We start from the raw sequence: 13,520 nt of genomic DNA on the forward strand, positions 1-13,520 counted from the left end.
TTTATAAAGAAGGGCTAAATCGTTTATGCAATTTTCTTTTTGTTCATGATGCCATTGAGCTGTCTGAGAAGTTTTCGTTTCAAACGTTTCAACATGGCTTACCACTCCTTAAGGCGAGTATACTGCGTTTTCTGACAATTGTAAAGAATGCGGGCTTTATTTTAAGGGCCCAATCACATGGAATGGAGACGAGAAAATGTCTAAATTATTATTGCTCGATATTGATGGGACTTTATTGGATTCCCATAAAAAATTACCGGCTTCTGCTAAAGAAGCCTTGCAGCAAGCGCGTTTGAACGGCCATGATTTAGCCATTGCAACAGGGCGCGGCCCATTTATGATCACTAATGTCCTAAAAGAGCTGGATATCGACACTTATATTACGTTTAACGGCCAGTACATAGCCCATAAAGGCGAGGCTATCCATAAGCAGGCAATTGATGCAGATGTTCTGAACGATATCTTTGAATTTGCGGATCAGCGTGACCATCCTCTGGTATTTATGAATGAAAATAAAATGGTGTCTTCGATCGACTTCCATCCGGACATTGACGAAAGCATCAAAACCTTGAAAATGGCACATCCTGAAGTGGATAAAGAATTTTACCTGAATAATGATGTCTATCAAGCTTTGGTATTTTGTGAAGAAGAAGAAGAGCAGCAATACCATGACACATTCAAACAAGTGGATTTTGTCCGCTGGCACCGGGTATCATGCGATATTACGCCAAAAGGAGGAACCAAGGCCAGTGGTATCAAACATTTGATTAAAGCTACTGGACACTCTATAGAAGAAACCATCGCATTCGGCGATGGGTTGAATGATCTGCAGATGATGGATATTGCAGGATACAGTGTAGCAATGGAAAATGGCCATGAAGAAACAAAGAAACGTGCTTCTTATGTAACGGATCATGTAGACAATGACGGATTGGCAAAAGCGTTCAAGCATTTGAAGTTGATTTGATAAAGAAAAGCGCAAGCGCCCGTTTGAGGAACGTAAGCTAAAGGCGCGACTTCCTGTCGCAACGCTTACGTGATCCGCCTCCTGCGGACCTCTGCCGGGCATAAGACAGACCAGCAGAGTGGCGATTTTGCCGCGGCGCTGGGTTGGCTTATGACCCAAGGAGCTGGGCGCTGGAGTCTGGACAATAAGAAAAGCGCAAGCGCCCAAAGCTAAAAAGAGAATCAGACAAAAAAGAGACTCGGCTTACTCAGCCGAGTCTCTTTCAATTGCGATGGCGTTTTCAATTTCAGCGAACGGGTTTTTTGAGTCGATATGGTCAAAGAACATGACGCCGTTCAAGTGATCAAGTTCATGTTGGAATGCGATGGCAGGAAGTCCTTTTAAGCGCATTTTGAACTCTTCCCCATCCAAATTGAAGGCTTTGATGGTGACGCGGGCGTATCTTGGCACATAGCCGGGGATTGCACGATCAACAGACAGGCAACCTTCTCCAGCTGCTAAGTAAGCTTTTTCTACAGAATGGCTGACGATTTTGGGGTTAACAGCAATCATGCTGAGGTTTTCGCCAGAGCTTTCGTCAAAATGCAGGGCAAAAATTCGTTTCGCTTCATTTACTTGCGGTGCTGCGATTCCAACGCCTGGGCGCAGGTCGTATTTTTCAGCCAGCTCATCGTCTTGGCTGTTTACTACATATTCCAGAAGGTCTTCACCCAGTTTCCGGTCTTCTTCAGAAAGTGGGAATTTCACTTCTTCTGAGCGTTTTCTGAGTGTAGGATGACCTTCACGTATAATGTCTTTCATTCGTATCAAGTGATTTCATCCTTTCAATTGGCTTGCTATACATATCAGTATAACGTAAAGCGGCTGTTTTGAAAAAAGAAAAAGCTGCTGGCCGGTGTTGTATTTTACTTAATGGCATACTATAGTTAATTCATGGAAATAAGGGGTGAAAAGGATGAGGAAATTAGGGGTACTGTGTGCTTTCATCATTCTTCTTTTAGTGGCTGGCTGTTCAGGTTCGGGAACTCGTGAAGAATTGGATCAAGTCCTGAATGATACTTTCGATGCCGAAGAAGAATATCGGGATGTCCAGGATGACCTGGAAAAACGCGAGAAAAAAGAGCAGCAATTGTTTGAAGAAATTATGGCGTTAACACAGGAGCAGCAAGAAGATGTTGAAAAACAGGCTCAATCAGCAATTGATTCTGCAGATGAACGCCTTGATTTCCTTCAAACTGAAAAGGAATCGATGCAGGCAGCCAAAGAAAATTTCACAGAGATTGATGGAGTGATTGAAGATGCCGAAGAAGCAGCTGTTAAAACTGACCTCGAAGCATTGAAAGCAAAAATGCACGAGCGCTTTGCTGCTCATGATGAATTTACGCAAGCGTATGAGGGGCTGATCGGACTTCAAAAAGAATTATATGAAATGTTGAAGGATGAAGAAAATAATCTGCAGATGCTTCAAGAAAAAGCTGGAGAAGTTAATGAACAAAATGAGCAAGTGCAAAATGCTGTGACAGCGTTTAATGATTTAACCCAACAGGTAAATGAGTTGAAAGATGCCACAATGGAAAAATTAAATGAAAACGAAGAGTAAGCGGCCCCTACGGCCGCTTTTTCTGTGCTATAAAAGATAGTGAATTTGTTCTCTGTATTATAATACAGGAGAAAAAAACAACTGATACAGTTTTAAATATCTAAATTATTTCATTATTACTATTATGCAAAAATGTTAGGTTCTATATGATTGACCGAGCTATTCGAGTAACGTATACTGAAGTGGAATGTGAAATTGTATCATAAATTGTATGTAATTATTTTAATACAGATAAAAAGGAGAGTTGCTTTTATGGCTGCGAAAAAATCACAGCAGTTCGATCCAGTGGAAACGCTTAACACAATCGAAGAAAAGTTTGAAATGGTCCAGATTTTAAATGAAGAAGGCGAAATCATCAACGAAGAGGCAGACCCGAAATTATCGGATGAAGACCTTCAGGAATTGATGAGCCGGATGGTTTATACACGTATTCTCGATCAGCGTTCAATTTCGTTGAACCGCCAAGGCCGTCTAGGATTCTACGCTCCGACAGCAGGGCAGGAAGCTTCTCAATTGGCTTCGCATTTTGCTTTGTCAAAAGAAGATTTCATTTTGCCGGGCTATCGTGATGTTCCGCAATTGATCTGGCACGGTTGGCCGTTGCACCAGGCATTCCTTTTCTCTCGTGGACATTTCATGGGGAACCAAATGGCTGAAGGTTTGAATATTTTGCCTCCGCAAATCATTATCGGTGCGCAAATCATCCAGGCAGCCGGAGTGGCACTTGGCATGCAAAAACGCAAGAAAGAAGCAGTGGCGGTTACTTATACAGGAGACGGCGGTTCTTCACAAGGTGACTTCTATGAAGGAATCAACTTTGCAGGCGCATTCCGCGCACCGGCTATTTTCATTGTTCAAAATAACCAGTATGCGATTTCTACGCCTCGCGAACTTCAGACTTCAGCGAAAACCATTGCACAAAAAGCGGTTGCAGCCGGAATTCCAGGCGTCCTTGTAGACGGTATGGATCCGTTAGCGGTGTACGCGGTAACACGTGACGCTCGTGAACGTGCAGTTAAAGGCGACGGACCTACATTGATTGAGACACTTTGCTACCGTTACGGACCGCACACAATGGCTGGTGACGATCCGACCCGATACCGTACTTCAGATATCGACAGCGAATGGGAAAAGAAAGATCCACTTGTCCGTTTCCGTAAATACCTGGAAGCAAAAGGCATCTGGAATGAAGCAAAAGAAAACGAAGTAATTGAAAAAGCTAAAGAAGAAATCAAAGCAGCAATCAAAAAAGCTGACGGCGCTCCGAAACAAAAAGTATCCGATCTATTAGAGATCATGTACGAAGACGTGCCGTTTAATGTTCAGGAACAGTTGGATATTTATAAAGCAAAGGAGTCGAAGTAAGCCATGGCACAATTAACGATGATCCAAGCGATTACCGACGCTCTGAAAACAGAGATGAAGAACGATGAAAACGTTCTTGTTTTCGGTGAAGACGTAGGAAATAACGGCGGTGTTTTCCGCGCAACAGAAGGTTTGCAAAAAGAATTTGGCGAAGATCGCGTGTTCGACACGCCTTTAGCTGAGTCAGGGATTGGTGGTCTAGCAATCGGTTTAGCATTGCAAGGATACCGTCCAGTACCGGAAATCCAGTTTTTCGGATTTGTTTTTGAAGTAATGGATTCCATCAGTGGACAAATGGCGCGTATGCGTTTCCGCAGCGGCGGCAGCTTGAATTCTCCTGTAACCATCCGTTCTCCATTCGGCGGCGGTGTTCACACACCTGAAATGCACGCTGATTCGTTGGAAGGGTTAATGGCGGCTCAGCCTGGTTTGAAAGTGGTCATCCCTTCTACACCTTACGATGCAAAAGGTTTGTTGATCTCAGCAATCCGCGATAACGATCCTGTCATTTTCCTTGAGCATATGAAGCTATACCGTTCATTCCGCCAGGAAGTGCCGGAAGAAGAATACACGATTCCACTTGGCAAAGCTGAAGTGAAACGTGAAGGCAAAGATTTGACGATCATCGCTTATGGCGCAATGGTGCAGGAAAGCATCAAAGCGGCAGAAGAGCTTGAAAAAGAAAATTATTCGGTTGAAGTGGTCGATCTTCGTACCATCCAGCCGCTTGATATTGAAACAATCATTGCTTCAGTAGAAAAAACTGGACGAGCTATGGTCGTCCAAGAAGCGCAAAAACAAGCTGGAATCGCAGCGAGTGTCGTGGCTGAAATCACGGACCGCGCTATTTTAAGCCTGGAAGCACCAGTTCTTCGTGTTACTGCGCCGGACTCTGTATTCCCATTCTCACAAGCAGAACAAGTTTGGCTTCCGAACTCGAAGGATATAGTAGAGACAGCGAAGAAAGTACTTACTTTCTAATTAGACAGAACCGAAAGGGTGATATAGATGGCTTTTGAATTTCGTTTGCCGGATATCGGTGAAGGTATCCATGAAGGTGAAATCGTAAAATGGTTTGTAAAAGCAGGAGATACAATTGAAGAAGACGATATTCTTGTTGAAGTGCAAAATGACAAGGCCGTTGTCGAGATTCCCTCACCGGTTTCAGGAACAGTTGAAGAAGTATTGGTTGAAGAGGGAACGGTTGCAGTAGTTGGCGATATCTTGGTCCGTATTGACGCGCCTGACGCTGAAGAAATGAACTTTAAAGGAGACCACGGCGATAAAGAAGAAGCTGCTCCTGAAGTGAAAGAAGAAACAGAAGAACAAGTCCAGTCCGGCACTGCTGAATCAGGCCAGGAAGTCGATAAGGCTCCTGCCAAAGAAGAAGAGCCGAAAGAACAGACTGGCGCAGGAGCTCAGCCGCAAGCTGACTCTACAGAAGAAGCAGATCCGAATGCGCGTGTCATTTCCATGCCGTCTGTCCGCAAATTTGCACGCGACAACGATGTTGACATTAAACAAGTCACCGGATCCGGCAATAACGGCCGCATTCTAAGAGAAGATGTAGAAGCCTTCATGAATGGTGACCAGAAAGCAGCTGCGCCAGCAGCTTCTGAAGCGCCACAAGAAACAACGCAGGAAGCGGCAGCAGAAAGCACTGACAAAGCGGCAGCAGCACCTAAAGCAGCAGCAGCTCCTGAAGGGGAGTTCCCGGAAACGCGTGAGAAGATGTCTGGTATACGTAAGGCGATCGCCAAAGCGATGGTCCACTCGAAACATACTGCTCCTCATGTAACGTTGATGGATGAAGTGGATGTCACTGAATTGGTAGCACACCGCAAAAAATTCAAGGACATTGCAGCAGAAAAAGAAATCAAACTGACTTACTTGCCTTACGTGGTAAAAGCGTTGGTCAGCACATTGCGTGAATTCCCAGCATTGAACACATCGTTTGATGATGAAACAAGCGAAGTCATCCAAAAGCATTATTTCAATATCGGCATTGCTGCTGATACGGAAAAAGGCTTGATGGTTCCAGTCATCAAAAACGCAGACCGCAAATCCATATTTGCGATTTCTGATGAAATCAACGGGTTGGCGACAAAAGCGCGTGATGGTAAATTAACTGCTGCTGAAATGAAAGGCGCTTCATGCTCGATCACCAATATTGGCTCTGCTGGTGGGCAATGGTTCACTCCAGTCATTAACCATCCTGAAGTGGCAATTCTCGGAATTGGCCGCATTGCAGAAAAACCTGTAATTAAAAATGGTGAAATTGTAGCAGCACCTGTGTTAGCATTGTCATTGAGCTTCGATCACCGAATGATCGATGGTGCAACAGCGCAACACGCATTAAATCATATTAAACGTTTATTAAGTCAACCTGAATTATTATTAATGGAGGCGTAAAACTTATGGTAGTAGGAGATTTTCCAATTGAAACAGACACGCTCGTCATCGGCTCAGGCCCTGGCGGTTATGTGGCGGCTATTCGCGCAGCACAAACTGGCCAAAAAGTAACAATCGTTGAAAAAGAATATATTGGCGGCGTTTGTTTGAATGTCGGCTGTATCCCTTCAAAAGCAATGATCTCAGTTGGACACCGTTTTGAAGAAGCTCAACACTCAGAAGATATGGGTATTGTAGCCAAAGAAGTTTCACTCAACTTTGAAAAAGCGCAAGCGTTCAAAGATGGCGTCGTTAAGAAATTGACTGGCGGCGTTGAATCGCTTCTTAAAGGCAACAAAGTTGAAATCCTGCGCGGCGAAGCTTATTTCGTTGATGAAAATACAGTACGTGTTATGGATGAAAATTCAGCACAAACGTATAAATTCAAAAACGCGATTATTGCTACCGGATCACGTCCTGTGGAAATCCCGACTTTTAAATTTACAAAACGTGTAATTAATTCAACAGGAGCTTTGGCATTAACTGAGCTTCCTAAAAAACTCGTCGTTATCGGCGGCGGCTATATCGGTACAGAGCTTGGTACTGCATTCTCAAACATGGGTTCTGAAGTAACAATCCTTGAAGGCGCACCGGATATCCTTGCTGGATTTGAAAAGCAAATGACAGCTATCGTCAAAAAAGGATTGAAGAAAAAAGGCGTTGAAGTCATCACTAAAGCATCTGCCAAAGGTGTAGAAGAAACTGATTCAGGCGTTAAAGTAACATATGAGGCAGGCGGAGAAGAAAAAACCGTTGAAGCGGATTACGTTCTTGTAACTGTAGGCCGTCGTCCAAACACAGACGAAATGGGTCTAGAAGAGTTGAACCTGAACATGTCTGACCGCGGCTTGATCGAAGTCGACAAGCAATGCCGTACAAACATTTCCAACATCTATGCAATCGGTGATGTGGTAGCTGGTCTTCAATTGGCGCATAAAGCTTCATATGAAGGTAAAGTTGCTGCAGAAGCAATTGCAGGCGAGAAGTCTGAAGTTGATTATATGGCTATTCCGGCGGTCTGCTTTACAGATCCGGAACTTGCAAGCGTAGGTTTGTCTGAAGAACAGGCGAAAGAAGAAGGATTCGAAGCTGCGGCTGCGAAATTCCCATTCGCTGCAAACGGCCGTGCTCTTTCATTAAATGCAACTGAAGGATTTGTGAAACTTGTTTCACGTAAATCTGACGGCTTGCTGTTAGGTGCTCAAATTGTCGGAGCTGGCGCATCAGATATGATCGCTGAGCTTGGTCTTGCCATCGAAGCTGGAATGACAGTAGAAGATATTGCAATGACAATCCATGCTCATCCAACACTTGCGGAAATCACAATGGAAGCTGCGGAAGTAGCTCTTGGAACACCAATTCACATCATCAAGTAAGAAACAGGGAGCCGCTTATGCGGCTTCTTTTTTTTGGAAACAATGGATGAGGCGTGGTAAGATTTGTTTAGTAAAGGGGTGTTTAGTTTGATACATAAAAAATGGCCTGTTCTTGCAGTGTCCTTGCTCGTGTTGGCAGGTTGCGGAGAAGAACAGGGTGCTCCACCTGAAGAAAAAAATCCGTCTGCAGAAGAAGCGGAAAATGAAAAAGAAGAGACCGAGAAAGTTGAAAAAACAACTGAATCGAAAGAACAGCAAGTGAATGAAGAAGAGAAAGAAGAACAAAAAGTTGCTGATGAGCCCCAGTACCGCATCAATCCGGCGAACTGGTCTGTACAGCCCATAGCAGCAGCCGATGAAAAAGTTGTACTGGTAACCATCGATGATGCTCCGGACAAACACGCGTTGGAAATGGCAGAGCTGTTGAAAAAGCAAGGCATTCCAGCAATCTTTTTCGTCAATGGCCATTTTTTGGATACCGATGAAGAAAAACAACAGTTAAAGCAACTTCATGACATGGGCTTTGCCATCGGCAACCATACCAATAGCCACCCCAATTTAAGGGATTTGCCAGAGCAGCAACAGGAAGAAGAAATCCTCCTATTGAACAAAACGGTGGAAGACATCATTGGAGAAAAGCCAAAATTTTTCCGGGCGCCGCACGGGGCAAACACCGACTTCAGCAAACAGCTGGTCGAGCAGGAAGGAATGGTCCTCATGAATTGGACCTATGGCTATGATTGGGAGCAGCAATACCGGGATGCTCAATCTTTGACGGATATCATGGTCAACAGCGAGTTCTTAAACAATGGCGCCAACCTATTGATGCATGACCGGGAATGGACGTCTGAGGCCCTTCCAGGGATCATTCAAGGCCTGAAGGACAAAGGATACGGCTTTGTAGATCCTGAAGACATAGAAGGCATATAAAAAGATCCAAGAGCGTCCTGCTCTTGGATCTTTTTTATCTGATAGCCTGCTGCTCTTTTATTACGCGCAGCATTTGCAATGTGTCGTCTTCCGGACCTTGGACAGGCAACCCGGCTGCGACATTCATATGGATGTAGTTGATATTTTCTTCCGTAATGATTTCTCCGGGGATGAAAATAGGAATGCCCGGTGGATAAACCATGATGAATTCTGCGGAAATGCGTCCGACTGCTTCATTGATTGATATGACTTCCGTCGTAGCGTAGAAAGCATCGCGCGGCGTCATGGCAAGCCGGGGAATATCCGGAAGCAGCACAACCGGTTCAACAATGGCAGCATCGCTGTCTAAAGACTCGCTCATGCGCTGCAAAGCGTTGATCAGCAGATTCAATTCTTTCCGCGTGTCGCCGATGGTCACCAGGCATAGGATGTTATAAAGATCGGAAAGTTCAATTTCGATATTGGCGTTTTCTCTTAGCCATTCTTCAGCCTGATGCCCCGTGATGCCAAGATTTTTGACGCTGATCAATAATTTGGTCGGATCCATATCAAAAGTTGCGGAAGAATTCAGCACTTCTTTGCCTACGCAATGCAAGTGCGGAATTTTATTGATGCGCTTGCGTGCATCCTGTGCAAGTCTGATTGCCTGATCAATCAGGTCATAGCCATGAATGGCAAGCTGACGACGTGCCGTATCAAGAGACGCCAAAATCGGATAGGAAGTCGAAGTTGTCGTCAGCATGGACAGAGTGGACTGGACACGTTTGGGTGATACCAGCCCTTCTTTGACATTTAATACGGAACTTTGCGTCATGGACCCGCCAAGTTTATGGACAGACGTTGCCGCCATATCTGCGCCTGCAGCCATAGCAGAAACAGGCAATGATTTATGGAAATGGATATGGACGCCATGCGCTTCATCGACCAGGACTGGGATGTCATGGCCATGCGCGATGTCGACAATGCGTTTTAAATCAGCGGCTACACCGAAATAAGTCGGGTTGATGACCAACACGGCTTTGGCGTCCGGATATTCAAGAATCGCTTTCTCCACCGCTTCTGCAGAAATTCCGTGGGAGATTCCGAGCTCCGGATCGACTTCGGGATGAATGAAGATCGGGATGGCGCCAGCAAATACGATAGCGGACATAATGGATTTATGGACGTTCCTTGGCACAAGAATCTTGTCGTTGGGGCCGACCACACTTAAGATCATGGTCATGATGGCACCGCTTGTTCCTTGTACGGAAAAGAATGTATGGTCTGCGCCAAAGGCTTTTGCAGCTAATTCCTGCGCGTCTTTAATGGCGCCTTTTGGTGAATGTAAATCGTCCAAAGGGGCGATATTGATCAAGTCGATCGATAAAATATTGTCGCCGACAAATTCCCGGAATGCGGGATCGACGCCCTGGCCTTTTTTATGGCCTGGAATGTGAAATTGGATCGGGTGCCGGTTTCGATGCTTTAACAGCGCATCAAATAACGGAGTTTCTAATTGAGACAATGATAAGCCCACCTCACTATATATAAAATGAAAACAAGGAGAATTATAGCATGATGCAAGTTGCTATACTATAAAAATAAAAGGATTTCCTCGTGTGGCAGCGAATACAAAATAAGCAAGGGAAAAGGAGTGAGTCCATGGAATTCAAAACAAGGGTGACAGAACTATTGGGCATTCAGTACCCCATTATACAAGGAGGATTAGCTTATCTGGCTTATGCAGAACTGGCAGCCGCAGTTTCAAATGCAGGAGGCCTTGGGCAAATTACAGCAATGAGCCTTTCTACACCTGAACAATTGCGGGAAGAAATCAGGAAAGTCAGGGAATTGACGGACAAGCCATTCGGTGTTAATTTTGCAATTGGCGAACACGGCCGTGCATTTTCTCATATGCTGGATGTGGCAATCGAAGAAAACGTACCAGTCGTCTCCATGACAGGCGGCAATCCAACACCGATTTTTGAACAGCTGAAAGGGACGGATATCAAGAAGCTGGTTCTCGTCGCTGCCACAAGACAAGCTGAAAAAGCGGAAAGCCTGGGAGCTGACGCTGTAATGGTTGTCGGCCATGAAGGCGGCGGACATTTGGGACGAGACGATATCGGTACGATGGTATTGATTCCTCAAGTGGTCGATGCGGTGGATATACCGGTCATCGCCTCAGGCGGGATCGGGGACGGCCGCGGTTGGATGGCTGCTCATGCCTTAGGGGCAGAAGGCATAGAAATGGGCACGCGCTTTATTGCCACTAAAGAATGTGTCCATGCTTCAGCAGCCTATAAGGAACAATTGATTAATAGCTCCGAGAACGATACGGTCATCATTAAACGCAGCATTGGAGCTCCTGCCAGAACACTGCGCAACAGCTGGACCGACAAAATCCTTGAAATCGAACAACAGACGCCAAGCTACGAAGCCTTAAAAGAATTCATTAGCGGTGAAGCCAATAAACGCTTCATTTATAATGGGGAAAAGGACCAGGGCTTTGGCTGGGCAGGGCAAGTTACAGGCCTGATCAAAGATGTTCCGTCAGTCCGGCAATTGATTGATGGCATGGTCAAACAAGCTGGAGAAATACGAAAGAAATGGTCAATCACTGAATGAAAAGAGGGGTTAACTATGGATTATTCCTATCCATTTTCAATTGAATGGTCAACCGAAGAAATCATTGATGTCGTTAGCTTTTTTGAAGGAATCGAAATGGCTTATGAAAAAGGCATCAACAGGCAGGAGCTGCTGACGCGTTACCGCAAATTCAAGCAGGTGGTTCCTGCAATTTCGGAAGAAAAGACATACTTCCGTGAATTTGAAGAAGAAAGCGGCTATGCCAGTTTCCCTGTCATCAAGGAGATGAAAGCAGGAAGCGGCGATGGAGTCATCAAAATTAAAACGAAATAAAATGAAAAAAAGAACCTTCAGCTTTAACGGCTGACAGGTTCTTTTGATTTTTGTAGCAGGGTATTGTAAACCGGAAGCAATGCCTCGAAAGTTTCTTCGGCAAATTGGAAAAACTGCTGTTTGTTCATGGAATCCGCCTGTTTTCGAGTTAAATGTCGGCCAATCACAAATTCGCCTTTTTTGACATCGCGAAGTCGGTTCAGTAATTTCTCAATGCCTTCTTCACCTAATTCGATCAGCGCATCGGATTGGGGTTTCATATGGTCGCCAGAGGCTACAAAGTCATCCGATAGCTGTGCAAGGGCATCAGAATGCAATAGGTTTTCAGCCATGATCGCTTTATTGGGCGCTTCATAGATGACCGCCAGAATGACGAACACATGGCTTTCCCACATGCCGATTTGGAAATGCGGGACCGCTTTGTAGCCTCTTTTATAAGGAGCGAACGCAACCCAGCTGTCATTTGGCGGATTTACGGTTCTTCTCATATGCTTTGCCACGTGCGGGAAAAACTCATTTCCTGTTTTTCCAGAGAAGAAAGAAGAAAATTCAGTTCCTAGTTCCTCGAACTTCGGACGGACATATTCAGTTAATGCAGACATCCTGGCATCCAGGCCAGGAGTAGTGAAAACATCGAAATCTTGCTCATTCCAATAAGACGTCAAGTAAATATCCTCCTTAAAATTAGGTAATCAGGTTTCATTTTAACGAAGTTTGGGAAAAAAGAATATAAATACGTTTCTGCCAATGGATTTCATTAGAAGAAAGTGGTATTATAATAATTGTAACAATATTAGTCAGAATTTTCGGAGTATGATGAGAAAGGGGTGCTCATTATGAAACAGATGATTCAGATAATCCGCAAAGCGGATGTAGAGAAGGAATATGTACATGTGCTGAAACTGGAACTTGATTATGAACTTGCTTCTTTATACGATGCGATGCAGCAAAAAGACGATCAACAAATGTCGAAAAGCAAGCAGCGGCTTCAAGAGATTCACGTGGAACTGGAGGCCCTTCATGCGCTCTAATACGTCTATACATTAAAGGCATCTGCTGAAGTAAGACAGCAGATGCCTTTTTCGTTATACTGAAACAAAGAGGAAAGGGGATACACATATGGATTTGCACGCAATGGATTTGTACATAAAGTCATTGATCAAAGAGGCGGGGCATCGCATCCGCAATTCTTTCTTAACGGATATCACCATTGAATCAAAATCGAATGCCAATGATTTGGTGACGAACATCGATAAAGAAATTGAACAATTTTTCATAGCCCGCATCCGGCGAGATTTTCCGGGCCACCGAATTTTTGGGGAAGAAGGCTTTGGAGATGATATTCAAAGCTCAGAAGGGGTTATCTGGATGTTGGACCCAATTGACGGGACGATGAATTTTGTGCATCAAAAACGCAACTTTGCTATTTCGTTGGGAATCTTCAAAGATGGAGTTGGCCAATTAGGTTATATCTATGATGTTGTCAATGATGATTTATACCACGGAGTTAAAGGAAGAGGAGCCTATTATAATGATGAACAGATGCGGCCGCTTATGGAGACGGTGATTGCTGAATCGATTGTTGCTATGAATGCAACATGGGCAGTGCCGAACCGTTATCTTGACCATGAAGGAACTCTTCAATTGATCCGTGACGTACGGGGCATGCGTTCTTATGGCTCCGCGGCTCTAGAGCTTGCTTATTTGGCAAGCGGACGGGTTGATGCTTATATCTCGATGAGGCTATCGCCGTGGGACATCGCCGGTGGCATGGTCATAGCCCAGGAAGTTGGGGCGGTAACGACGAACTTTAAAGGGGAACCTGCAAATCTATTGAAGCAAGATACATTTATTGCAGCTAATCCAGCCATCCATCAGGAGCTGTTGAAAAAATACATCCGACTCAAGTAAAAAAAGATGCGGAATTCCG

General features: G+C 44.7%; 14 protein-coding genes. 11 read left to right on the forward strand and 3 right to left on the reverse strand.

Annotation, left to right across the window (positions count from 1 at the left end; translation table 11 throughout):
- Positions 1 to 196: 196 nt before the first annotated feature.
- Positions 197 to 967, forward strand: a complete 771-nt coding sequence (locus QMA04_RS05870; RefSeq protein WP_191713942.1) for a Cof-type HAD-IIB family hydrolase — start codon at positions 197 to 199, stop codon at positions 965 to 967.
- 243 nt (positions 968 to 1,210) lie between these two features.
- Here the strand turns inward: QMA04_RS05870 and def are convergent, their stop codons facing one another.
- The gene (def, locus tag QMA04_RS05875) at positions 1,211 to 1,777 is read right to left on the reverse strand and encodes a peptide deformylase (protein ID WP_191713943.1); all 567 of its coding nucleotides are present in this window, start codon (positions 1,775 to 1,777) and stop codon (positions 1,211 to 1,213) included.
- Positions 1,778 to 1,922: 145 nt separating this feature from the next.
- Here def and QMA04_RS05880 point away from each other — a divergent pair, with 145 nt between their 5' ends.
- The 6 genes from QMA04_RS05880 to QMA04_RS05905 all read left to right on the forward strand — a co-directional run bounded on the left by QMA04_RS05880 (position 1,923) and on the right by QMA04_RS05905 (position 8,689).
- Complete coding sequence (locus QMA04_RS05880; protein WP_290184515.1) at positions 1,923 to 2,567, forward strand: YkyA family protein; 645 nt, start codon at positions 1,923 to 1,925, stop codon at positions 2,565 to 2,567.
- A gap of 252 nt (positions 2,568 to 2,819) precedes the next feature.
- Positions 2,820 to 3,932 (forward strand): pyruvate dehydrogenase (acetyl-transferring) E1 component subunit alpha, encoded by a 1,113-nt coding sequence (gene pdhA / locus QMA04_RS05885; protein ID WP_191713945.1) that lies wholly within the window; start codon positions 2,820 to 2,822, stop codon positions 3,930 to 3,932.
- A gap of 3 nt (positions 3,933 to 3,935) precedes the next feature.
- Complete coding sequence (locus QMA04_RS05890; RefSeq protein ID WP_191713946.1) at positions 3,936 to 4,913, forward strand: alpha-ketoacid dehydrogenase subunit beta; 978 nt, start codon at positions 3,936 to 3,938, stop codon at positions 4,911 to 4,913.
- A gap of 27 nt (positions 4,914 to 4,940) precedes the next feature.
- Positions 4,941 to 6,344 carry a dihydrolipoamide acetyltransferase family protein gene (locus tag QMA04_RS05895; RefSeq protein ID WP_290184518.1) on the forward strand — a complete coding sequence of 468 codons (1,404 nt, stop codon included), beginning with the start codon at positions 4,941 to 4,943 and terminating at the stop codon, positions 6,342 to 6,344.
- Between the two features lie 5 nt (positions 6,345 to 6,349).
- A complete protein-coding gene (lpdA, locus tag QMA04_RS05900) occupies positions 6,350 to 7,759 on the forward strand; it encodes a dihydrolipoyl dehydrogenase (protein WP_203339367.1) in 1,410 nt (469 codons plus the stop codon).
- Between the two features lie 87 nt (positions 7,760 to 7,846).
- Positions 7,847 to 8,689, forward strand: coding sequence for a polysaccharide deacetylase family protein (locus QMA04_RS05905; RefSeq protein ID WP_290184520.1), 843 nt, complete (start codon positions 7,847 to 7,849; stop codon positions 8,687 to 8,689).
- A gap of 34 nt (positions 8,690 to 8,723) precedes the next feature.
- Here the strand turns inward: QMA04_RS05905 and QMA04_RS05910 are convergent, their stop codons facing one another.
- Positions 8,724 to 10,193, reverse strand: coding sequence for an aminotransferase class I/II-fold pyridoxal phosphate-dependent enzyme (locus QMA04_RS05910; protein WP_191713950.1), 1,470 nt, complete (start codon positions 10,191 to 10,193; stop codon positions 8,724 to 8,726).
- A gap of 137 nt (positions 10,194 to 10,330) precedes the next feature.
- Here QMA04_RS05910 and QMA04_RS05915 point away from each other — a divergent pair, with 137 nt between their 5' ends.
- On the forward strand, positions 10,331 to 11,296 hold the full coding sequence (locus QMA04_RS05915) for an NAD(P)H-dependent flavin oxidoreductase (RefSeq protein WP_191713951.1): 966 nt from the start codon (positions 10,331 to 10,333) through the stop codon (positions 11,294 to 11,296).
- Between the two features lie 15 nt (positions 11,297 to 11,311).
- Positions 11,312 to 11,590, forward strand: a complete 279-nt coding sequence (locus QMA04_RS05920; protein ID WP_191713952.1) for a UPF0223 family protein — start codon at positions 11,312 to 11,314, stop codon at positions 11,588 to 11,590.
- A gap of 23 nt (positions 11,591 to 11,613) precedes the next feature.
- Here the strand turns inward: QMA04_RS05920 and QMA04_RS05925 are convergent, their stop codons facing one another.
- Complete coding sequence (locus tag QMA04_RS05925) at positions 11,614 to 12,255, reverse strand: YktB family protein (protein ID WP_290184523.1); 642 nt, start codon at positions 12,253 to 12,255, stop codon at positions 11,614 to 11,616.
- A 171-nt stretch (positions 12,256 to 12,426) separates the two neighbouring features.
- Here QMA04_RS05925 and QMA04_RS05930 point away from each other — a divergent pair, with 171 nt between their 5' ends.
- Entirely contained in the window at positions 12,427 to 12,621 is a 195-nt protein-coding gene (locus QMA04_RS05930; protein WP_191713954.1) for a hypothetical protein, read from the forward strand.
- Positions 12,622 to 12,709: 88 nt separating this feature from the next.
- Positions 12,710 to 13,501, forward strand: coding sequence for an inositol monophosphatase family protein (locus QMA04_RS05935; RefSeq protein ID WP_191713955.1), 792 nt, complete (start codon positions 12,710 to 12,712; stop codon positions 13,499 to 13,501).
- Positions 13,502 to 13,520 lie beyond the last annotated feature (19 nt).

It is taken from the genome of Planococcus sp. APC 3900, from assembly GCF_030407735.1.
Classification (GTDB): domain Bacteria; phylum Bacillota; class Bacilli; order Bacillales_A; family Planococcaceae; genus Planococcus; species Planococcus notacanthi.

Excerpts from the sequence above, each read along its gene's own strand:
- QMA04_RS05890 (WP_191713946.1), top strand. The coding sequence starts at position 3,936 with ATGGCACAATTAACGATGATCCAAGCGATTACCGACGCTCTGAAAACA.
- QMA04_RS05930 (WP_191713954.1), top strand. The coding sequence starts at position 12,427 with ATGAAACAGATGATTCAGATAATCCGCAAAGCGGATGTAGAGAAGGAA.
- QMA04_RS05880 (WP_290184515.1), top strand. The coding sequence starts at position 1,923 with ATGAGGAAATTAGGGGTACTGTGTGCTTTCATCATTCTTCTTTTAGTG.
- pdhA (WP_191713945.1), top strand. The coding sequence starts at position 2,820 with ATGGCTGCGAAAAAATCACAGCAGTTCGATCCAGTGGAAACGCTTAAC.
- QMA04_RS05920 (WP_191713952.1), top strand. The coding sequence starts at position 11,312 with ATGGATTATTCCTATCCATTTTCAATTGAATGGTCAACCGAAGAAATC.
- QMA04_RS05895 (WP_290184518.1), top strand. The coding sequence starts at position 4,941 with ATGGCTTTTGAATTTCGTTTGCCGGATATCGGTGAAGGTATCCATGAA.
- QMA04_RS05935 (WP_191713955.1), top strand. The coding sequence starts at position 12,710 with ATGGATTTGCACGCAATGGATTTGTACATAAAGTCATTGATCAAAGAG.
- QMA04_RS05915 (WP_191713951.1), top strand. The coding sequence starts at position 10,331 with ATGGAATTCAAAACAAGGGTGACAGAACTATTGGGCATTCAGTACCCC.
- QMA04_RS05870 (WP_191713942.1), top strand. The coding sequence starts at position 197 with ATGTCTAAATTATTATTGCTCGATATTGATGGGACTTTATTGGATTCC.
- lpdA (WP_203339367.1), top strand. The coding sequence starts at position 6,350 with ATGGTAGTAGGAGATTTTCCAATTGAAACAGACACGCTCGTCATCGGC.